The 21,818-nt window shown below is 40.4% G+C and carries 23 protein-coding genes and 1 pseudogene; 19 read left to right on the top strand and 5 right to left on the bottom strand.

Features of this window, described 5'->3' with window-relative positions; translation table 11 throughout:
- Positions 1–5 precede the first annotated feature (5 nt).
- The 13 genes and pseudogenes from napC (at position 6) to GKR71_RS10850 (ending at position 11,758) form a co-directional block, all read left to right on the top strand.
- On the top strand, positions 6–608 hold the full coding sequence (napC, locus tag GKR71_RS10910; protein ID WP_036952097.1) for a cytochrome c-type protein NapC: 603 nt from the start codon (positions 6–8) through the stop codon (positions 606–608).
- A 136-nt stretch (positions 609–744) separates the two neighbouring features.
- The gene (locus GKR71_RS10905) at positions 745–1,497 is read left to right on the top strand and encodes a heme ABC transporter permease (RefSeq protein WP_154634283.1); all 753 of its coding nucleotides are present in this window, start codon (positions 745–747) and stop codon (positions 1,495–1,497) included.
- Positions 1,497–1,709, top strand: a complete 213-nt coding sequence (gene ccmD / locus GKR71_RS10900; protein ID WP_036952095.1) for a heme exporter protein CcmD — start codon at positions 1,497–1,499, stop codon at positions 1,707–1,709. The genes GKR71_RS10905 and ccmD overlap by 1 nt, the downstream gene beginning before the upstream one ends.
- Positions 1,706–2,185 carry a cytochrome c maturation protein CcmE gene (gene ccmE, locus GKR71_RS10895; RefSeq protein ID WP_036952093.1) on the top strand — a complete coding sequence of 160 codons (480 nt, stop codon included), beginning with the start codon at positions 1,706–1,708 and terminating at the stop codon, positions 2,183–2,185. The genes ccmD and ccmE overlap by 4 nt, the downstream gene beginning before the upstream one ends.
- Positions 2,182–4,114 (top strand): annotated as a pseudogene (locus tag GKR71_RS10890) (heme lyase CcmF/NrfE family subunit). The gene ccmE and the pseudogene GKR71_RS10890 overlap by 4 nt, the downstream one beginning before the upstream one ends.
- Entirely contained in the window at positions 4,111–4,668 is a 558-nt protein-coding gene (dsbE, locus tag GKR71_RS10885) for a thiol:disulfide interchange protein DsbE (RefSeq protein ID WP_036952089.1), read from the top strand. The pseudogene GKR71_RS10890 and the gene dsbE overlap by 4 nt, the downstream one beginning before the upstream one ends.
- A complete protein-coding gene (locus tag GKR71_RS10880; protein ID WP_154634282.1) occupies positions 4,665–5,738 on the top strand; it encodes a cytochrome c-type biogenesis protein CcmH in 1,074 nt (357 codons plus the stop codon). The genes dsbE and GKR71_RS10880 overlap by 4 nt, the downstream gene beginning before the upstream one ends.
- 382 nt (positions 5,739–6,120) lie before the next feature.
- Positions 6,121–6,210, top strand: a complete 90-nt coding sequence (locus GKR71_RS10875) for a pantocin A family RiPP (protein ID WP_071992151.1) — start codon at positions 6,121–6,123, stop codon at positions 6,208–6,210.
- Between the two features lie 52 nt (positions 6,211–6,262).
- Positions 6,263–7,378, top strand: a complete 1,116-nt coding sequence (locus GKR71_RS10870; protein ID WP_154634281.1) for a ThiF family adenylyltransferase — start codon at positions 6,263–6,265, stop codon at positions 7,376–7,378.
- Positions 7,375–8,058 carry a hypothetical protein gene (locus tag GKR71_RS10865; protein ID WP_230085069.1) on the top strand — a complete coding sequence of 228 codons (684 nt, stop codon included), beginning with the start codon at positions 7,375–7,377 and terminating at the stop codon, positions 8,056–8,058. The genes GKR71_RS10870 and GKR71_RS10865 overlap by 4 nt, the downstream gene beginning before the upstream one ends.
- A complete protein-coding gene (locus tag GKR71_RS10860) occupies positions 8,048–8,926 on the top strand; it encodes a DMT family transporter (RefSeq protein WP_154634280.1) in 879 nt (292 codons plus the stop codon). Before GKR71_RS10865 ends, GKR71_RS10860 begins: the two co-directional genes overlap by 11 nt.
- Positions 8,927–9,105: 179 nt before the next feature.
- A complete protein-coding gene (locus GKR71_RS10855; RefSeq protein WP_154609745.1) occupies positions 9,106–9,534 on the top strand; it encodes a DUF2946 domain-containing protein in 429 nt (142 codons plus the stop codon).
- Positions 9,535–9,715: 181 nt separating this feature from the next.
- Entirely contained in the window at positions 9,716–11,758 is a 2,043-nt protein-coding gene (locus GKR71_RS10850; RefSeq protein WP_154634279.1) for a TonB-dependent copper receptor, read from the top strand.
- A 54-nt stretch (positions 11,759–11,812) separates the two neighbouring features.
- Here the strand turns inward: GKR71_RS10850 and GKR71_RS10845 are convergent, their stop codons facing one another.
- Entirely contained in the window at positions 11,813–12,697 is an 885-nt protein-coding gene (locus GKR71_RS10845) for a helix-turn-helix domain-containing protein (RefSeq protein WP_036952078.1), read from the bottom strand.
- A 971-nt stretch (positions 12,698–13,668) separates the two neighbouring features.
- On the opposite strand from GKR71_RS10845, the gene GKR71_RS10840 reads away from it, so the two are divergent.
- Positions 13,669–13,923 carry a helix-turn-helix domain-containing protein gene (locus tag GKR71_RS10840; protein WP_036952076.1) on the top strand — a complete coding sequence of 85 codons (255 nt, stop codon included), beginning with the start codon at positions 13,669–13,671 and terminating at the stop codon, positions 13,921–13,923.
- Between the two features lie 495 nt (positions 13,924–14,418).
- Here GKR71_RS10840 and GKR71_RS10835 read toward each other — a convergent pair whose 3' ends face one another.
- On the bottom strand, positions 14,419–15,060 hold the full coding sequence (locus tag GKR71_RS10835; RefSeq protein ID WP_036952072.1) for an NAD(P)-dependent oxidoreductase: 642 nt from the start codon (positions 15,058–15,060) through the stop codon (positions 14,419–14,421).
- An 87-nt stretch (positions 15,061–15,147) separates the two neighbouring features.
- On the bottom strand, positions 15,148–15,783 hold the full coding sequence (locus tag GKR71_RS10830) for a TetR/AcrR family transcriptional regulator (RefSeq protein ID WP_154634278.1): 636 nt from the start codon (positions 15,781–15,783) through the stop codon (positions 15,148–15,150).
- Positions 15,784–15,887: 104 nt separating this feature from the next.
- On the opposite strand from GKR71_RS10830, the gene GKR71_RS10825 reads away from it, so the two are divergent.
- Entirely contained in the window at positions 15,888–16,580 is a 693-nt protein-coding gene (locus GKR71_RS10825) for a DAPG hydrolase family protein (RefSeq protein WP_036952066.1), read from the top strand.
- An 84-nt stretch (positions 16,581–16,664) separates the two neighbouring features.
- On the opposite strand, the gene GKR71_RS10820 is transcribed toward GKR71_RS10825, so the two are convergent.
- Positions 16,665–17,642 carry an FUSC family protein gene (locus GKR71_RS10820; protein ID WP_036952064.1) on the bottom strand — a complete coding sequence of 326 codons (978 nt, stop codon included), beginning with the start codon at positions 17,640–17,642 and terminating at the stop codon, positions 16,665–16,667.
- 223 nt (positions 17,643–17,865) lie between these two features.
- On the opposite strand from GKR71_RS10820, the gene GKR71_RS10815 reads away from it, so the two are divergent.
- Positions 17,866–18,486, top strand: a complete 621-nt coding sequence (locus GKR71_RS10815) for a malonate decarboxylase holo-ACP synthase (protein ID WP_036952061.1) — start codon at positions 17,866–17,868, stop codon at positions 18,484–18,486.
- Between the two features lie 87 nt (positions 18,487–18,573).
- Here the strand turns inward: GKR71_RS10815 and GKR71_RS10810 are convergent, their stop codons facing one another.
- Positions 18,574–19,203 carry a glutathione S-transferase family protein gene (locus GKR71_RS10810; RefSeq protein WP_132496664.1) on the bottom strand — a complete coding sequence of 210 codons (630 nt, stop codon included), beginning with the start codon at positions 19,201–19,203 and terminating at the stop codon, positions 18,574–18,576.
- 433 nt (positions 19,204–19,636) lie between these two features.
- On the opposite strand from GKR71_RS10810, the gene GKR71_RS10805 reads away from it, so the two are divergent.
- From GKR71_RS10805 to GKR71_RS10795, 3 genes are all read left to right on the top strand, one after another.
- The gene (locus GKR71_RS10805) at positions 19,637–20,194 is read left to right on the top strand and encodes a cytochrome b (RefSeq protein WP_036952053.1); all 558 of its coding nucleotides are present in this window, start codon (positions 19,637–19,639) and stop codon (positions 20,192–20,194) included.
- 13 nt (positions 20,195–20,207) lie between these two features.
- Positions 20,208–20,786, top strand: coding sequence for a YceI family protein (locus GKR71_RS10800; protein WP_036952050.1), 579 nt, complete (start codon positions 20,208–20,210; stop codon positions 20,784–20,786).
- 261 nt (positions 20,787–21,047) lie between these two features.
- Positions 21,048–21,818: hypothetical protein (locus GKR71_RS10795; protein ID WP_036952237.1), on the top strand; the 771-nt coding region annotated here is incomplete at its 3' end.

The raw sequence follows: 21,818 nt of genomic DNA, 5'->3' as shown, positions 1-21,818 counted from the left end.
CGGATATGACTAATAAAAGTGATAAACCGGGGATCATTCGCCGAGTTTGGCAGTGGTGGTGGCGCCCAAGCCGTTTAGCGTTGGGAACGTTGTTGATTATCGGTTTCGTTGGCGGTGTTATTTTCTGGGGCGGTTTCAATACCGGAATGGAAAAAGCGAACACGGAAGAGTTCTGTATTAGCTGCCATGAAATGCGTGAAAACGTCTACGAAGAGTATATGGATACCATTCACTATACTAACCGTAGTGGGGTGAGAGCGACATGCCCTGATTGCCACGTACCTCATGAGTTTGTGCCAAAAATGGTGAGAAAAATCAAAGCCAGTAAAGAGTTATACGGTAAGATTTTTGGCGTGATTGATACACCACAAAAATTTGAAGCTCATCGTCTAGAAATGGCGCAGAACGAGTGGCGGCGGATGAAGGATAATAACTCCCAAGAGTGTCGTAACTGCCACAACTTCGACTATATGGATTTTACCGCTCAAAAAAGTGTCGCTGCAAAAATGCATGACCAAGCGTTAAAAGACGGAAAAACCTGTATTGATTGCCATAAAGGTATTGCGCATAAGTTACCAGATATGCGAGAAGTGGAACCAGGCTTCTAAGAAATAGGCTAGCTGGCTAATTGAGTCAGCTAGCCTAAGTTGTATTTGTGATAAATCAATAAAATTACGTGGTTTTTGTGTATTGTAGCTATTATTAATGCACAGCATTTTGTGAGATAAATCGGGGCTATTAACTATGTGGAAAAAGCTTCACCAATTAGCAATTCCAATGAACTTATATAGAATATGTGGGCGACTGACTCCATGGTTCATTGTGTTAAGTGTGATCTTTCTGGCGGTGGGCTGGGTTTGGGGCTTTGGTTTTGCACCAACCGATAAAACACAGAGTGATAGCTACCGGATCATTTATATTCACGTCCCCGCGGCCATGTGGTCGATGGGGATTTATGCCACTATGGCTATCACGGCGTTCATCGGTCTTGTGTGGCAGATGAAAATTTCTGAGTTAGCTATTGCTGCAATGGCACCCGTCGGCGCTGTATTCACCTTTATCGCGCTTGTCACCGGCGCCACATGGGGTAAACCAATGTGGGGAGCTTGGTGGGTATGGGATGCGCGCCTGACATCTGAATTGATCCTGTTATTCTTATATGTTGGGATCATTGCCCTGTGGCACGCATTTGATGACCGCCGTACAGCAGGAAAAGCGGCTGCCATTTTAGTGTTAATTGGGGTGATCAATTTGCCGATTATTCACTACTCAGTTGAGTGGTGGCAAACTCTGCATCAACCATCAACACGTATGCAAGAAAGCATTAACCCAGCGATGCGTACACCATTACGTTTAGCTATTTTGGGGTATTTATTCCTGTTTATTTCGTTGACACTAATTCGTCTGCGTAACCAACTGTTAATGTTAGAGCGTAACCGACCTTGGGTACTGGAACTGATGACTAAGCGAGAAAATAGCCATGAGAGGAAATCATAATGAATAGTGCATTTGCCTCTTGGAGTGACTTCATCGCCATGGGTGGATATGGATTTTATGTTTGGTTAGCGGTTGCGCTAACCCTTTTGCCATTAGCAGCATTGTGTATCCATACCTATATTCAACGAAAAATGATTTTTAGCGCGATTGTTCAGCAACAAGCGCGAGAAGCAAGACAAAAAGCCGCTAGAGCGCGCAGGGAGGGGATGTGAATATTCGTCGCCGTAACCGACTGTGGTTGGTTTCATCCATTATTTTAGGTGTTGGGCTGACTTTTTCATTGGTGCTATACGCCTTAAGTTCCAGTATCGACCTGTTTTATACCCCCGGTGAAGTGATTTACGGGAAGCGAGAAACGCAAAAAGTGCCTGAAGTCGGGCAGCGTTTACGCGTGGGTGGCATGGTGATGCCTGGCTCCGTTGTGCGCGACCCAGACTCGCTGAAAGTGACTTTTACCGTTTATGATGCGGAAGCCGAAATTGACGTGAGCTATGACGGTATCTTGCCTGATTTATTCAAAGAGGGGCAGGGTGTGGTGGTGCAAGGGGAATTAGAACCAAATAACCATGTGATGGCGAAAGAAGTGTTAGCCAAACATGATGAAAACTACACGCCACCAGAAATTGAGCAAGCGATGCAAGAAAACCATAAACGTCCTGCTGCAATGTATAAGGACAATGCATCATGATCCCTGAGATTGGTAATATCCTTCTGTGTTTAGCATTAGGGGTCTCTGTATTACTCTCTTTTTATCCTCTGTGGGGTGTGGCACGTAATGATGCCCGCCTGATGGCGGCATCTAGACCACTAGCTTGGCTGCTTTTCCTGTTTATTGCAGGGGCATTTTTAGTCTTAATTAATGCCTTTGTGGTAAATGATTTCTCCGTCACTTACGTGGCAAATAACTCCAACACGCAATTACCGATTTGGTACCGTGTGGCGGCAACATGGGGCGCTCATGAAGGGTCTCTATTGCTGTGGGTACTGCTCATGAGCGGCTGGACATTTGCGGTGGCGTTATTTAGTTATCGTATGCCTCTGGATATTGTGGCGCGAGTGCTCGCGGTAATGGGTATGGTGAGCGTCGGTTTTTTGCTGTTTATCATTTTTACCTCAAACCCATTCTCTCGCACCTTGCCCTCCTTCCCGATTGAAGGTCGTGACTTAAACCCACTGCTGCAAGACCCAGGACTGATTTTCCACCCGCCATTACTGTACATGGGCTATGTGGGCTTCTCGGTGGCCTTCGCCTTCGCCATCGCTGCATTACTCAGTGGGCGCTTAGATAGCTCCTTTACCCGTTTTGCACGCCCTTGGACGCTAGCAGCATGGTTCTTCTTAACACTGGGAATTATGTTAGGGTCGGCGTGGGCATACTACGAATTAGGCTGGGGGGGGCTGGTGGTTCTGGGATCCGGTAGAAAATGCCTCCTTTATGCCGTGGTTAGTGGGAACTGCCTTAATCCACTCATTATCAGTCACTGAGCAGCGCGCCACCTTCAAAGCATGGTCGCTATTATTGTCGATATTTGCCTTCTCATTGTGCTTATTGGGTACATTCTTAGTCCGTTCAGGCGTATTGGTTTCGGTGCACGCCTTTGCTTCTGACCCCGCTCGAGGGCTATTTATTCTTGCCTTTATGGTGTTGGTGATCGGCGGCTCGCTGCTTGTCTTTGCGATACGTGGCCATAAAGTACGTTCTAAGGTGAATAACGCATTATGGTCCCGTGAATCCCTGCTATTAGGGAATAACGTGATTTTGACAGCCGCCATGTTGGTGGTGTTGTTAGGCACATTGCTGCCGCTTATCCATAAACAAATTGGTTTGGGAACGATTTCGATTGGTGAGCCGTTCTTCAACACTATGTTTATCGCCTTGATGGTACCTTTTGCGCTGTTACTAGGTATTGGACCGCTAGTGCGCTGGGGACGTGATCGTCCTGCGGCTATCCGCAAATTGCTGCTGATGGCGTTAGTGCTGACACTCATTCTCTCTTTCTTGCTGCCTTGGCTAATGCAAGACCGAGTTGAAGCGCTGACAGTGCTGGGCTTAATGATGGCGTGCTGGATTGTTATTTTGGCCTTCGCTGAAATGAAGGTGCGCATCAGTAAAAAAATCAAACTGACCTCAAGCTATTGGGGAATGGTACTGGCTCACCTTGGTTTGGCGGTGACTATCGTGGGGATCGCCTTTAGCCAGAATTACAGTATTGAACGTGATGTGAAAATGAAGCCGGATGATAGCATTGCTATTCGTGGATATACCTTTGTATTTAATGGGGTACATGAAGCGGATGGTCCAAACTATCAAGGGGTGATTGGTACTATCACGGTGAAAGAGAATGACAAGGTGCTCACCACGTTGCATCCAGAAAAACGTTTTTATAGCACCAGCCGTGCAGTGATGACAGAAGCCGCTATTGATGGCGGGATCACCCGTGATTTATACGCGGCTCTGGGTGAGGAGATCTCCCCAAATGTGTGGACACTGCGTTTGTACTATAAACCGTTTGTCCGCTGGATATGGGCGGGTGGCGTATTTATGGCAGTAGGCGCGTTATGCTGCTTGTTTGATTCGCGTTATCGTCGTCGCAAGCTACAAGGGGAAGCTGTATGAATCGCAAAGTCTTTTTAATTCCTTTTGTTATCTTTGCGGCGATTGCTGCCGTGCTGTTATGGCAATTGGTACGTAATGCGGAAGGGGATGATCCCCGCTTGCTAGAGTCTGCCTTGATTGGTAAGCCAGTGCCTGTTTTCCGTTTGGAATCCTTGGAAAATCCGGGGCAGGAATATGACACCAAGGTACTGATCCAAGGGCAGCCAATTTTATTGAATGTCTGGGCGACATGGTGCCCGACTTGCCGTGCTGAGCACCAATATTTGAATCAGTTAGCATCGCAAGGGATCCGCGTTGTGGGAATGAACTATAAAGATGATCGCCAAAAAGCGATCGGCTGGCTGCGCGAATTGGGTAATCCATACGCATTAAGTTTATTCGATGGACAAGGCATGCTGGGACTTGATCTCGGTGTGTATGGCGCGCCTGAAACCTTCTTAATTGATGGGCAAGGGATTATTCGTTATCGCCACGCCGGTGCGGTTGATGAGCGAGTTTGGCAAAACGAGCTGAAGCCGCTGTGGGATCGTTATAGCAAGGAGGCCAATCAATGAAATATGTGATTGCCTTGATGATGTGGGCGCTCAGTGCAGGTGTAAGCTTGGCTTCCACGGAAGTTTTCACGTTCGAAAATGAACAGCAAGAGCAGCAATTTCGTAAATTAACGGAAGAGTTACGTTGCCCGAAATGCCAAAACAACAGTATTGCTGATTCCAACTCGATGATCGCTCTCGATTTGCGCCAGAAAGTGTATGAGCTGATGCAAGAGGGAAAAAGCCGCGATGAAATCGTCGATTATATGGTGGCGAGATATGGTTATTTCGTGACGTATAACCCGCCATTAACGCCGCTGACCGTAATGTTATGGGGGATGCCATTTGTGGCTATCGCCGTTGGGGGATGGTTGATTTACGCCCGTTCTAAAAAACGTGTCAGAGCCAGCCAAGTCGCTCAAAACGATGATGACGAGCCGTTGCCTGAAGCGAGCCGTGTGAGTGCTTGGGTGTATGTTCCTGGCATTGTGATAGCGTTGGGTGTCGCAGGTACTGCGTATTATGAAGTGGGTAGCTACAGCAAAGTGAAAGATTGGAATGTGGCTTATCAGCAAGCGCCAGCATTGTTAGATAGAGCGCTGAATGCCAATGAGCTTCCACTGAATAATGAAGAGATGGAGAACTTGGCTTTAGGTTTACGTACTCGCCTTCAAGAGGATCCACAGAATATTGATGGCTGGGTGATGCTTGGTCGCATTGGGATGGTATTAGGGAACGCCACCATGGCAACCGATGCTTATGGTCGTGCTTACCGCTTATCCCCTGACGATGATGCGGTCGCATTAGGCTATGCGGAAGTATTAACCCGTTCGTCAGACCCAAGTGATAACCAAGAAGGTAATGAGCTACTCAAAAAGCTGATTGCGAAGAACCGAACTAACGTTAAAGCGCTCAGTATATTTGCGTTTAATGCGTTCGAACAAGGGCGTTATCCCGAAGCAATTTCGGCTTGGCAGATGATGTTAAAGCTGTTACCTGAGAATGATCAGCGTAGAGCTATTATTGAGCGCAGTGTCGAGCAATCGCTGATGATGCTGCATGAGAAGAAAGAGACACCGGAAGGTAAATAACGCTTTTCGGGGCATCTGGCATTAATGTGATTGAATAAAGGGAGCTTAGGCTCCCTTTATTTTTGATATAAGGATGCAATGTAGTATTGGCGTTCTTTTAAAACTAAATGGTTTTTTAAAATTATATTATTTAGATGTTCTATTATAAAAAAGCGTCTGTATTTTATTGATTTATTATGATTGTTATTTAAATCTATTTATTATCAAAGCATTAAGTAATTTACTAGAGTGACTGATATAAATGATTCTATATATAAATAGATGTTTATATATCTATGTTTTTCATTTCTTAAATAAATGTTGACAGCATGCTATTTTGTTAATTAATTTTAATGCGTAGTTTGTTGAAACTTTATCTTAAATAACACATGAGGTGATCTTTATGGAATTTGTCATTCTTAATGAACGTGTTTCTGCTATTAATGAAGAAAATGCGATGTACAACGAAGATGAATCTATCGAATTAGAATAATAAGTTATATTGAATAGCCGCTAATTGCGGCTTTTCTTAATGGAGGCTAAATATGGATTTTTCGCTACTAAAACCATTAATTAAATGCTCACATCATATTTTAATATCTGATGATGGCGATATTTGCATAGGGGAAATACCTCAAAAGGGTTGTATTATTAAAAGTCCGGAAGGGTGGGTGCTATCGTTATTACCCAAACTTGATGGAGAGCATACTATTCCCAGAATAGTAAAGGAATTGAAATCTTTAGGATTTAACGTTGATAAAGAATGTATTATTGAGTTTATTAATAAGCTTGATCAGTTAGGCGTCATTGAAATTTCAGATACTTATTCGGATATTCTTAGTCAACAAGAAATAAATTTATATGATAGGCAGTTATTACAATTTTCGTTAATTGATAGTCAAAAAGTAGGTGGTTTAAAGTACCAAGAAAAACTCAAAAATAGCCGAGTTTTGATTCTAGGTATGGGAGGATGGGGTACGTGGTGCGCAATGCAGTTAGCTATGTTAGGTATAGGCACATTGAGGTTGGTAGACGGTGATGTGGTTGAGCTTTCTAACTTAAATAGACAAGTTCTTTATACTTTTGATGATATTGGAAGCGCAAAAGTTGAAGCTGCTGAAATAGGTATTAAACGGCATAATAGATATACCAAGGTTGAGAAGTACAATGAGTTTGCAACGATAGATAGAGATCGGTTGATGGAAGTTTTAGATGGCGTAGATGTCATTTTAATTGCATGGGCTAGTTTAGGTTATTTTAGAAAAAATACAGTTGAAGGTGTTATTCATGATATCGCCCATGAAAAAGAAATACCGATAATTGAATTGGGGGGAGATCCTTTAGACATTTCAGTTGGACCTATTTATTTAAATGATGGGTACAATTCAGGCTATCATGCGGTAAAAAATAATATTAGAAATAAATTCTATAGCCAGAATCATGAAGTTGAAAAATTTCAATTAGCAAGAATGAAACACCAGTTTTTAAATGGCAAGAGAAAAGTAAACGCTTGGCAAAGTACGCCATCTCTTGCGGTCATGTCAGGATTAGTAACAGATCAAATTGTTAAGTTAATTACTGGCTATGATGATATGGTATTGAAAAATAGGAAAATATTCTTTTCGCTAAGAGACTTTAAAATGACTGAGGAGCTTTTGTGAGGGAAATTCATAAGTTAACTAATAGTTTTAATAACAAAGGATATGTTCAGTTTCCTATCGAACAATACTTTTCAGAGTTAGATAAATTTTATGATGATTTTCTTGATATTAATGATGCTGAATGGTCATTTATTATAAAAAATAAATTTGCTCCAGTGGATTACTATAAAAATAAGCACTCTAAGCTTGAGATAGAACAAGAAAGAGAAAAAGCACTACAAGAATATCACCAAGGGAATTTTTGCTATTCATTTAGGCGAATAACTGATAACCAACAAAGAAAGTCAGTGTCATCTTTTTTAGCGATTAAGACCTTTTTAGATAGCACAGAATTCAAATCCTTTCTGTCTGAAATAACGAAAAAAAGTATCAATACATTATCGCTATGTTATTTAAGCTGGTTTGATTTAGGGGATTTCCTAACCACACACTGCGACTCAGGTTCCTGCATTAATATTGTCATTAACTTTACGAAAGGTTGGGAACATAACCATGGTGGCTTGACTTTTATTTTGGATAAACAGAAAGAAAACATCATAGAAGCATTAGTACCAACGTATTTGAGTACATTAATTATTGATACGGGAGAAAAAAGCATTCCCCATTTTGTCTCAATGGTGAGTTCGGTAGGTGTTAGAGGCTCTAAAAGAATGGCGGTGGTTGCTCGATATGACGCATAAAAATACGGTCATTATATTTGCAGCGATAATATCTATACTGTGGGGGATGGGGTTTCCGATCTCGAAAATGGGTATTGGAATTGTTGGGGCATGGGTATTCCGATTCTATTCCGCATTGATAGCTTTGCTGGTGCTGTTATTTGTATTTTTCTTTATATACAAAAAGCAATTTATAGTGAGTCATTTTATTCGTTGCATTCCTCTTGGCATTTTAAATATGTTTCTCGTGCCAATATTAAACAACATTGCGCTCCAATTTACGGACTCCGTTAAGGCATCGGTATTGGTCTATACCATGCCAGCGATAACGTCTTGCTTTGTGATGATAAGCCAGCGGAAGATAATCTTGAACTCGTTGGTTGTCTCGGTACTTTGTGGGCTTGGAATTCTGTTTTTTACCTCATTTGATGCGATGAGCTATGGTGAAGTGATTATATTGTTGAGTGCATTTGCATGGGCGCTAGGAACCTTTCTATCAGGACACGTTGCCGTCAGCGTTGATGTTTTTTCAAAGGTGCTTTATCAAAATATCACTTCATTTTTGATTATATTGATTTTTACGATGTTTCTATCTGTCAATTTAGATCTGACAAGCTATGGATTGAGTTACCATAGATTGATGATGGAATTGCTGATTCCCGTGATTTTTATCGGTGTAGCAAATGGGGTATTAGTTTACATTTTATGGTTTTACATGATTGATAATGGCGGGGCTGAACTATCGTCTTATTCGATTCTTATTTCACCGATGATGAGTGTGCTTATTTCGTATTACTACTTAGGTGAAGCAATAAACGTGAATATGTTGATTGGAATGGTTTTGATTTTTACTAGTGTCGCTTTAGTCTTTTTGAAGAAGAAAAACTAACGGGTACATTTTACCAATATTAATTAACTCTGTATTGCTTAACCCAAGTTAGTTAGTTTTTTTGTCAGGCTTGCGAGCTGCATTTTGCCTTAACAATAATGCCAAAAAACAATAACATTAAGCCTCTTATTAAGATACAATCTGCGCCCATCTATAGGCTATGAAACACCGGAAAACCGTTGCATTTACGTCACGCGATTCGACAATTTGCCGCTTACCTTGCCTTACTCGCTGTTGCGATGCTGTTCATTGCGCCATTGATTTCAAAATCAATGTCACACATGAACGATTGCTCAATGGGGCATGGGGAAATGGCGGAGCATTCGATGCAGCAGCATCACGAAATGCCATTGTCTGAACATTGCGAAGATGGCGGTGCGATGAACCATATGCTGATGACGGGAATCGGGCAATCACCGATGGAAGACATCGCGTGTGGTTACTGCCAATTACTTGTTCACTTCCCATTTTTGATTTTATTTGTTGCTGCGGTGATCCGCCAATTAGCAACCCTCGCTATCTTTGTTCCTTTCGAACGTTGTATTCAATTACGAATTTTCCGTCCTTGGTCATTACAGCTAGCTCGAGCACCACCGACATCCTATTGATTCTTATTTCTTTATTTAACGTAATTTAAAACTGCATTTTGTCTTCAATGGACAAAACCACTTCGCTTATCCTGAAATTTAGCTTCATTTTCAGGAGGCTAGGCTGTTTTTCAAAAGAAGCTGAGTGGTCATTAACTCCTTGAGTTAATAGCAGTAAGAAACAGATAAAAATAGGCTAAAAATGAACTCAATTAATTTTAAATTTGCACCTATGACTGCGCTGGTGATTTCGGCTATCGCGTCAACATCCACTTTCGCCAAAGAAGAAAATCAAAGCTCAATCACCGATAGCTCAGTGATGATTGTCACCGCGCCAGTGGACTCGCCGTTAACTATTTCAACATCGCCTAAAACCCCAAGACAGCCAGTACCTGCGAGTGATGGCTCTGATTACTTGAAAACGATCCCCGGTTTTTCCCAAATCCGTAACGGTGGAACAAATGGCGACCCTGTTTTTCGTGGCATGTTTGGTTCTCGTCTTAAGATCATGACGAATGACAGTGAAATGTTGGGAGCGTGTCCTTCCCGTATGGATGCGCCGACATCCTATATTTCACCGGAAAACTTTGACTTGCTCACCATGGTGAAAGGTCCTCAAACCGTATTATGGGGACCTGGAAACTCGGCGGGAACGGTGCGTTTTGAGCGTGAAAAACCTGTCTTTACGGAGGGGGGCATTCAAGGTAATGCGAGTGCATTGACGGCATCGAACCAGCGTTGGGATGCTAATGCGGATGTGAGCTTGGGCAATGAGAAAGGCTATGTACGCCTGACTGGCAATAAATCTCACTCTAATGACTATAAAGATGGAAACGGGAACAAAGTACCGTCTAAATGGGATAAATGGAATGCGGATGTTGCAGTGGGCTGGACGCCGGATGAATACACATTACTCGAGCTTTCCGCAGGGAAAGGTGATGGTGAAGCGCGATATGCAGGGCGAGGAATGGATGGCTCTCAATTCAAGCGTGAAAGCTTAGGATTACGTTTCGAGAAAAGCAATATCGGTGAGGTATTCGATAAAATCGAAGGGAATGTTTACTACAACTACGCCGACCATATTATGGATAACTATTCACTGCGTAGCCCAACGAGCACAATGGGATCTGGCGGTGGGCATATGGGCGGTGGCCATGGCGGGCACGGTATGATGATGAATATGCCAATGAAAATGCGTGTTGACCGCGAGACGATGGGCGGTCGAGTCATGGGGACGTGGTTATGGAGTGATTATGAGCTGCGTACTGGTGCAGATATGCAGACCAATAAGCACCGTAAAAACAGCAATAATAGCTGGAAAAAAGATGCAGAATTTCAAGATTATGGCGTATTCAGTGAGGTCACTTGGACTGCGAGCGAGCAAGGTAAGGTGATTGGTGGTGGACGTTTAGACCGCGTATTGGTGGATAATTACACCGATGTAGGGTCATCCGGTCGTAACACAGTCATGCCAGCAGGATTCGTTCGCTATGAACATGCATTACCTGAAACGCCAGTGATGTTATACGCAGGGGTAGGGTATACAGAAAGATTCCCAGATTATTGGGAGTTATTCTCGCCAAAAATGGGTCCGAATGGCAGCAAAAATGTTTTCGACAATGTGAAAACCGAGAAAACGACACAGTTAGATATTGGTGCGAAATACAATGATGATAAAGCCAATGCATGGATTTCTGCTTATGTAGGGCGCGTTGATGATTTTATTTTATTCCGCTATAGCCCAACTAACGCCAGAATGAGCCAAGTTGAAAACGTCAATGCGATGATCATGGGCGGTGAAATGGGCGTCGCTTATCAACTCAGCGATGAGTGGAAAGCCGATGCAAGCCTTGCGTATTCTTGGGGGAAAAATAGAACTGATGGACGTGCACTGCCTCAAATGCCGCCATTGGAAAGCCGTTTAGGTTTAACGTGGGAAAAAGGCGATTGGACAACGACGGGGTTGGTGCGCATGGTGAGTCGTCAAGATCGCGTAGCAATCAACGAAGGTAACGTGGTTGGAAAAGACTTCAGCGAAAGTGCAGGTTTTACGGTATTTTCGATGAATACTGCATACCGTATTAATGAAAGTGTAAAACTGAGTGCGGGTGTTGATAACTTGTTTGATAAAACTTACAGTGAGCACTTGAACTTAGCGGGTAACAGTGGATTTGGTTATTCGTCCAATAGCCCTGTAAATGAGCCAGGTCGAATATTCTGGGGTAAACTGAACGTCACGTTCTAATTTATTCAGTACTGAATGAAGCTAACAACCCGTGTAAAAGCGGGTTGTTAGTTTTTATGTAATCACAGGAATATAGTAATTCAGCTCTTGGATGTAAGTATGAGGGTGACTAGTAAAATCCTCATAAGTTGGCGTTGATTTTAAAACATAATGTTCTATATCAGCGCCTAAGCCGCGAGCAATATCCATCTCGGCGAGCACCTTTCCATAAACGGTATAAATAATGTCGTTATAGTCAGTACCTTGTAAGTTACCGATAAATTTAATTTGCAAATAATTGCCGGCAGGCACCATCAATTTTTTAGTAAATGGTGGCATAACATCAAGATCGTTTTCATCAAATGCAGTGGAATAGAGGAAGCGGCCTTCTTCATCGGAGCTTTTATCAACCCCGTGGATAGCATATAAGTTTTTGGCAACAATCTTGTTTTTATCTAAAAAGCTTTTCCAATACTGGCGTCGTAACTCTTCAGTTTTTAAGTTCCACTCGTTAATGCCTTGTGTGTAGCGATGAGTCATTCCTACTAAGTGGATCTCTTTCAACTCAACTAATTCCACATGAGCTTCGAGCTCTTTACTTTCACGCAGAGGAAGGCAGAACCCTTCAATATGCCAGCCTGAGCGTTTACGATATTCTGAAGGCGTTACACCAAATTGTTTCTTGAATGCACGGCAAAAAGTTTGTTGTGAATCAAATCGATAGCGTAGTGAAATATCCATGATGCTATCACTCGTCAAGCGTAAAGCAACCGCAGAGCAGGATAAACGACGAGCGCGAATATAAGCACCTAACGCAAGACCTGTTTGGGCTTTAAATAATCGTTGAAAGTGCCATTTAGTGTATCCAGATTTATCAGCCACGGTATCAAGGGAGAGCCGTGACTCTAAATTTTGTTCGATCCAGAGAATAATTTCCCTGATAACACTTTCTTGTAGCATGGTTACCTTTCCAGTTACTTTTACAACAGGCGTTATTTTTAAGTAAGCGCCAAATCTGAGCATTAAAGTTAGATAAAACTCATCGTAATTGAACATAGGATAGCATGTCTACTGGCAATTTTTTTATATGCAATGTGAAGTTAGGTAAGTTTTAATTGGGTTTTTACACTCGAAATGATGGTTGGTTAGGCTATTAAACAGAGGTACCGTATTAGGAATACGCTGAATTTTTTGATAGTCTACAACGCATTTTTTGTTAACTCAGTCTTTATGCAAAGAAAATGTTATTCATATAAATAGAATTAAAGCGTTTAACAAATGAATAGAATTAAAGCAAATATTCAATAGGTTACTCGATTCAGTTGGTGTGAATATAATTCAATCATCATTCATTAATATTCATATTTTGTATGACAAAATAAGTTATTTGAGAAAAGTTAAATAAATGATAAAAAATTATTCTGATAGTGATAGATGATTTAGTCAGTTATTATTATGATATTGCATGTTGTTTAAGTGAATATGTCATTAGTAGATGATTTAAAATATAAGAATAAATTTAAGTATATAAACGTAAGCTATCATTATTTGAAAAAAGTTAAGATAATCCTTGATCATTGTTTTTGTGATTTTGTAATATATCCATATGCTGCAGATCATCATTAAATGAGTAATTAAATTTTTGCATCATTATTTGATGGGCATAATAAGTAAATATACACAGGTATTAATCTGAATTTTATGTGATTGCTATCACGCTTTTATTTTTATATTACATGGATTATTGGTTTTATTTGTAATTTAAATCAACCAATTGCAGTTTTAAGTGAAAAATATCTATTTATGAGTGTCACTAAATGATGTGATGTATGTCGTATTTTATTAACATAAGTCAATTAATTAAACTTGGTGTGATGATAATTTAGCTGCCCTCATAATTGGTATTCAATCTAATAGTAAAAGGAGCATTTATGAATGAAAATGAAATTGCGAAAAAGCTAGGGATTAAGATCCGTATGCAAAGAGAAAGTCATAAAATGAGTATTCAGCAAGCGGCCGATTTAATTGGTGTTTCTGAAGATGAAATGAATCGTTTCGAGAGTGGAGAAAGCTGCATTGATGTTGATTCACTTTTTCAATTTGCCTATTTATTTAACTTGGAACCCGCATCATTCTTATATGGTGTTGTGAACATAAATAGTGGCGCTCGTAGTACACTTCATTAAAAATATCAGTATGTTATGTTTTTTATTTGTTTTTAATAGTTAGCTATCACTAGGAAAGCAAAAATTCTCTATTTTCGACCCTGCTTTGATAAAAGGGACTCCATGAATTTAATCGTCTGACCGGAAGAGATTATCTGTTTTACTATTATAGGTTGTTTCTTCCGGCTTAATACTCTGCTTTTAGATTATATCTGCATACAATAACTGCCTATTATGAATAATCTCATAAAGCTCATCAAAATCATCGCACCTAAAAATAAAATAAAACTCTAGTCTCAATATGAATTAATAACGCACAAGTTTAAATTATATTGATAGCTAAACTTAACTTTATTTAAATGATGATAATCTTAATTTAATTATTTATAAGTGAGTAATCATATTTTTATACGGGAATATACGAATATTCATTAAACGTTAATGATTGTATTACTTTTTATGTTAAACAAATAAACAGATACATTTAGTCATGATTTACTCGGAATCCATTTGTTATTAATATGCAGCTGTAAACTGCTGACGAATAAATTGTGGTCGCTCTACCTCATCTAATATCGCTACCGCTAAATCCTGAACGGATATTTTTGCGGGGGTATTGCCATTCATTAATAGCTGTTTTCCACCAAGGCGAAATGTTTCTGTCCGAGCGCCATCTTCAAGCATCGCGGCAGGAGAAACAAATGTCCAATCTAAGCTATCGATAGATTCCAACGTCGTTTTAAATTCTTTGACAGCTTGGGCTCCAGGCCAAATATTGGCTGGAAAATCGGGGGAGTCGAGCAATAGAACACCAGGGGCGATTTCTAAACTGCCGGCACCACCAACTACAATAAATCGTTTTATACCCGCCCTTTTTACGGCATCTAAGATTGCTTGGTTACCTGCAACCGTATCGCGGTACAGATTAGGGTTACTCCATCCTCCATTAAATGCGCTAAGCACCACATCTTGACCTTTAAGCCGGGATGTTAGCCATGCCACATCCGTAATATCTCCTGATTCAGCAATTAAATGAGCATGTTGGGCGAGCTGATTGCTGTGACGAGAAATTGCAGTAACTTGATGATGACGCATTAAGGCTTCAGAAACCAACGCTTTACCGACAAAACCCGTAGCTCCTAGGATCGATATTTTCATGTTTAGCTCCAGCTGCCTTTCATTTGTCAGGCTTGATGAATGTTAATGAAAGTATAGAGCATGAAAATGTATTTGGTTGTTTTTTCTCTAAACTCTAGAGCGACAAAAATCAATCGCATGGGTGATCCTTTGCTGAAACTCGGGTGTCAGCCCAGCCGGGGAAAGCCCTAATGAAATTTGGCGTAATGGTTCAGCTATCGTCATAGAGAGGATCAAATCGCTGATAATGGCAAAATCATGCTGTTGGATAATTTCGTCTTGCGCATGGCGGGTTAACCATTGATTGAGTAATTGGCGACTGCGCTCAATACCGTTTTGTTGGTATTTTTCTAATAGCAATTCTTTGTGCACAAAATCTGTCTGCAATAAGCGATACAGCCCAACAGCTTCTTGGGAAAGAACAGTTTTTGCGACAATTTCTAAATTATTCTGCAATAGGCTAAATAGCTCATCGCGGGTCGTGGCTTTATGTTCAAACAAGGGTACAAAGCTATCCGTCCAATTGAGTACGACTCTTTCCACGAGTTCTTCACGATTTTCCATAAACCGATAAATGGTTTTTTTAGCTACGCCTGCACGTTTTGCCACATTATCAATACTGGTGAGTTGGTATCCATCTTCAAGTAGTGAATTCAGCGCTGCATTCATGATTTTTTCTTTGAGAAGCGCCTCAGGAATACTTGGGCGACCTCGAGTTGGCTTCTTCTCACTGTTGTTTGACATAAATGGCTTACCTCATTTTGCTATCTTGACTTTTTTTCATTTTAGCTCAAAACTAATTAGGAAACAAAATAAGTTTCCTAATAAAACGAGATAGGTAGGTCATCATGAAAACAAATCAAACATGGGCAGTTGACGACATAAATCAGTTGCTACTTCCACATCCGTTACGCATGGAAATGGGTATTGAGCGTGATGAAAATGGGTTATTAACAGTCGCAGTTCGTACCGATTTGCATGGTTGTAAAGGCCGAATGTTAACGTGGTGGTTTACCTTTTTTGAAACCACACAACATATCCGCTGGTGGCATCCCCATGACCATGTTGCTCATCACGGCTGGGATGATAAATGGCAAAAAGGGCAAAGTTTTATTGGCGCTTCCATCCATGCGGTTGAATCTCTCGGTGCGATCCCGCCTGTTGCTGCGAAGTTAAAATTTAGAGAACCAACGGATTTCTTTGAGGCTTCAGCTTATGAAAAAGCCATCAAAGAGGGGCATATTTCCGGTGCAGTTTGCTCTTCGATTGGCTTTGGTGAGCATATTGAAATAGATGCCAAGGGGTATCCTATTGATGGGAAAATGATGCATCTAGCCCGTGATACTGAGTTTGGTTGTGTATTACGTAGCCGTTTCTTGCTAGGCGCATCTCTTGAGGATCCGCGCACACAGCTGTCCGATGAAATTGGACTAGAGCTAATGCGCCACTGTTATAACGAATTTACCTATTTGTCTCGTTTCTTGCCGTCATTGTATTACGGCGAGCACGCGAATGGGGAAAATGCGTCATTACCATGGTGAAGTCGGGTAGAGCTTCAGCGAGATATCAACCTAATTAATCTATAAACAAAGTCTGGATGGTTAGCGCTATACCTCCGAATAGTGTTAGCTTTCCGGGCTTTTTTCTCTAAATAATTTCAAGATAATACTGGTAATGATAGCGATAGCCCCACCTAATGCAGTTTCAAGAACGCGATCAAACAATAATGTATAAACAGGATGACGCCAATAAACCACTTGCTCAAGAACGGAGAGGATTAGGCTGGTGACGACAAAAGTCATAAAGGTATAGCCGTGATGAAAGCTCATTGGCAGCAAAAAGGCGAAAACCAAAATCGCCACTAACCCAATATAAGGCATCAACGGGGTATTAAATAATAGAAATAGGAATAACACGGAAATTAAGCTACCCGCCACCCGTTGCAGTGTAATGCGTACAATGCTTTCAGATTTTGGGTGTAATACAAAAACAAAAGTCAGCAATGTCCAATAGAAATGCCCTAAATCTACCATCCGAGGGATAGCCAAAGTTAATAGTAATCCAATGGTATAGGTCATTGACCGCGGGATAATATTTTTACGTAGGGTAAATAGATTTTTTTCCACAGTAAGTGGCGTAATAATGGAATGGCGAGTCATTTTGTGGCTGAGAAAATAATAGGTGAGCAAGGTAACACCACTGCCAATTAAAAAGCCTAAGGTCAGGCTTTTTGATACTTCAGGCAAGATTGTGCCAATGGTGGACATGATAATCATGAATTTCATGGTTAAGTCCATGATCGGATCTGTGCCATAGAGCTGATAATAGATAAATGAGAATATCGCCAGATAAATATAAAACCCAGTGCCTAAGCGTAGCGTATCGCCAATATAGATGGCGACTAGAATCATGGATAGCCAAAAAGCAGTATAGAGGTAATTTTTATATTCTTTAGCGGCATTAAATAGGTTAAATGAGTAGAGCGTTGAAAATGCTGCCCACATGGCGGCCTGAACGTCGATCAGTGCAAATGCAGTGAGAGCGCTTAAAACTAAGCAGCTGCTGAACAGAATTCCGTCATGGATAGCAGGGATTTTCTTCATATTATGATGCTCAAAATTCGTAGTCTAACTCTTTAATTATTAAGAGTATTCTATGATAACATATTGCTATTTGAAGACAAATTTCCCCTTTAATAACATATGAACCTTTGTTTTTAATGGTACAAATAAAGATGTTGATTATGAGTGAATGTATTCATCTATCTGAAAAAATGCATAATAGCGCAGAGCGAGAGCAATTTGTCGTCATGATAAGGAAGAATAAATGCAAATAATTAATCCCCATGATTTTGTTTGGGTTGGTAGTAATAGCGATGTCCCTCTTGATACTCTGCCGGAATGGGTTCAAACGCAGTGGAACAGTAAACTACCCCTTATTGTGCACCGAGAAAAAGCTGATGAAAACCAACTCACCGTGGCTATTCGTGGTATTAAGCCCCATCAGCGTGTGACGACCCAAATTTCAAAATCGGCCATTACGCACATCATGAATGTGGAATCTTTAGTGTCGAATTCCATTGAACTGCAACGTTCGATGTTTATTGCGTTACCGCCTATCCAAGTTTTGTTGCTAATTTCTCAGCACAATTGGCCTTGGAAGTGGGGAGTGACGGGTAGCTGCGCTTATACACTGGCGACGGATATTCAAAGTATGCTGACAGATTGCGACCTTGATGTGGTGATCCGATGCCCAACTCGCCAGCAAAAAGAAGACTTTGCGCAGTTTGCAATCAAAGCCAATACGCCATATTGCCCAATTGATATTCATGTGGAAACACCGAAAGGTGGGTTTTCTTTAGCGGAATGGTTTAAAAATGACCAAGTAACGCTGCATACCCCAACGGGGGATGTGATGACTGCCGATCCTTGGGATGAAAGCCTCTAGGTGATTTGTGATTAAAATGAGCAGTTTGGGTCTGCTTATTACTCAAACTGCTCAAAAATTAATTTTGATGCTCGTACAGGTGTTTTTTTAGTGCTCGATAGACGGCTCGATTTCTGCGGCACGCTTCCACTCTTGCATCGCTGGTAATGCAATAATGCGCTCAATCCATTGTTGAGCCTGCTCATTGACTTTTAATTGGTAGCTTTGAATACGAAATGCTACAGGTGCAAAAAATGCATCGACGGCAGTAAAGTGTTTTCCTGCTAACCAAGGTCCTTCAAATTTATCAAAACCTTCCTGCCATAATTGCTGAATGCGATTTAGGTTTCCTTGCAGTTCATGTGAAATTTCAGTGAGAGGCTCATTTCTTGTCACATTCATCGGGCACTGTTGGCGTAGTGCGGTAAAACCAGCATGCATTTCAGCACTCGCGCTGCGAGCCCAGGCTCTCGCTGATTTTTCAGTGGGCCAAACTTGAGGGAAATCTTCGGCAACATATTCACAAATTGCCAAAGAGTCCCAAATGGTCTTATCGCCATCAATCAGGCATGGCACTAAGCCTGAAGGTGAAAAACGGCTAAATTTTTCATGGCTACTTTTGCCATTTTCGAAGAAGCAAATATTCTCTTCAAAAGGGATTTGTAATGCTTTTAACAGGATCCAAGGTCTTAGAGACCATGAAGAGTAATTTTTGTTGGCAATCCATAATGTATACATACGCTAGCCTCTAAGAATAAAGAAAAAACAACCTATAGACAGAGTACCAATTTAGCAGGAATAGAGAAAATTAGATTAATTTATTTATGGAAATAAAAATTTCACCTACCTATTTTAGAAAAGCTGAACTATATTTATAACAAATTCATCTATCATATTATGATGGGTAATAAGAAAATCAGCAGATTAAATAATCTTAGGCGCTATTAGATGTAATTTATTTACATAAATAGAAGATTCTTTATTAAAGGTTTACGCTTGTAATAAGAAAAATAGAATTCATCTATTTTTCATCATGATGATGATACTATTTGAATATCTTCGACAAAATATTTGTTTAACTTTGGGATAGGAATAAAGCCAGATTAACCTTATGATTATTCCTACTTGGTAAAACAAGTAATTACCTTTAAAACTATATGGTTTTTAAATTATGCAATGGAAAAATAACGCCACTCGTTATGGGCATCTTTCGCTGCTCATTCATTGGTTGGTCGCAATTGTCGTATATGGAATGTTTGCATTAGGCTTATGGATGGTGTCATTAGGCTACTATGACACCTGGTATCATCAAGCTCCTGAAATACATAAAAGCATAGGAATGTTGCTATTCTTTATCATGCTTTTTCGTGTGGTTTGGCGATTTATTTCTCCACCACCTAAGCCGTTATCGAGCTATAGCAAATTAACGAAATTTGCCTCCATTACGGTTCAGCTTTTAATTTATATTATTTTATTCTCTATTTTGATCAGCGGTTATTTAATTTCAACTGCGGATGGACAAGCAATAAGCGTATTTGGTTGGTTTGAAGTGCCAGCATTATTTACAGGTGCAGCAGAACAAGCGGATACAGCAGGTGAAATTCATCTTTATTTAGCTTGGGCTGTTGTTTTGTTATCTGTTCTGCATGCATTTGCAGCTTTAAAACACCATTTCTTTGATGGTGATATTACTTTAAAAAGAATGTTGGGTTTTAATCCCGATAAATAACGTGGAGAGAGTTATGTTGAAGAAATCTATTTTAGGTCTTGCTGCGGGTACTTTATTATTATCAGCAGGATCTGCATTGGCAGAAAATTATCAATTTGATAAACAAGGTCAACACGGTTTTATTGAATTTCGTATCCAGCATTTAGGTTACAGCTGGTTATACGGTAGCTTTAAAGATTTTGATGGTAACTTTACTTACGATGCGAAAGATCCTGCAAAAGATAAAGTTGAAGTGACAATTAAAACTGGCAGCATCGACACTAACCACGCAGAGCGTGATAAGCATTTACGTAGCCCAGATTTCTTAAATGCAGCAAAATTCCCAGAAGCGAAATTTGTCTCCACAGAAGTGAAAAAAGAGGGTGACAAATACCTCGTAACAGGAGACTTCACCTTAAACGGCGTGACAAAACCAATCACTTTAGATGCGAAATTAACGGGTGAAGGTAAAGATCCTTGGGGTGGCTACCGTGCAGGCTTCGAAGCAAAAGGGAACATTAAACTGAAAGAGTTTAATATCAAATCTGATTTAGGTCCTAAATCTCAAGAAGTTGAGTTAATGCTGTCTGTTGAAGGTGTTCAAGTTAAGTAATTCGTATTTTTGAAATGCGTTTCCTTCAATTTATCAAAGCCGCAGGGACTGAAATAAGTGTCTGCGGTTTTTTCATTCTTAATTCTGATTAGAACTGTTAATTTTCTACTTTTTTCTTCGCATTTACTCCTATTCCTATAGCGATATGGTCGCATTCACGACTAGAATAATAATAAGAGTTTATTATTGAGTATTGGTTTTTTGGCTTTTGTTGTTAACAACAAATTGTTAAAAGACAGATTGTTAAAAGGCAGATTCACTTTGAATACAAACAGTTCACGCAAAATCGCAGTAGTCGTTAGCATCATTTTTATTATCTTTGCGCTGGGTTTTTACTGGTTAAGTAAAGACAACAACGTACTATCGACGGAAAGTAATAGCGAAATTCATTCAGAGGCCATTGCTCAAGTTGAAAAAGAACTGCCGATTTTAGTCACTATCAAAAAATTAAGCCCTGTCACTTACCAGAGCTTTGAGCCTTTAATGTCTCAATATGATCCTGCTAACGAAGACTTACGTCGTCAATTATTGGATCAGGTTGTTAGCCAATCAATGAATCTGGTCGTTGAGCGCATGCCTTATGCCTCCGATGAAACAGTAATTAATTTTGTCGCTAAAGTGAACGACAATATCAAATCATTGTTAGAGCAAGACCCATCCGGGAAAATGTGTTATGACGCGTTATTCCCACAGTTAAGGGATCCTGAGGATGTCATTCCGCCACAAAAAAGCCAAGATGTCTTATTAAAACAAGTGAGTGCAATCAATGCCTTGTTGATTTCTAGCGAAACAAGCGAGAAGCGTACAACGTTATCTGAAGAAGAGTATCAGGCATTGATGGACTCCCTGAGAATCGGATTAACGGAAAAATACGGAAATGACGTTACCATGCTGATTGATGTAAAGGCTGGGAAAAAATCACCTGCAACAGTTTGCCAAATTTCAATTAGCTTGTATGACTCCGCGCTAAATATTCCTGACAATCAGAAAAAAGCAGCATTATTGCGCTCATGGTTTTCTGCAAAGAAAAAA

The sequence above is a fragment of the Providencia sp. wls1922 genome (assembly GCF_009706505.1).
Taxonomy (GTDB): Bacteria; Pseudomonadota; Gammaproteobacteria; order Enterobacterales; family Enterobacteriaceae; genus Providencia; species Providencia lanzhouensis.
The sequence above is the reverse complement of the archived record's forward strand: the minus strand, read 5'-3'. Positions and strand labels throughout refer to the sequence as shown.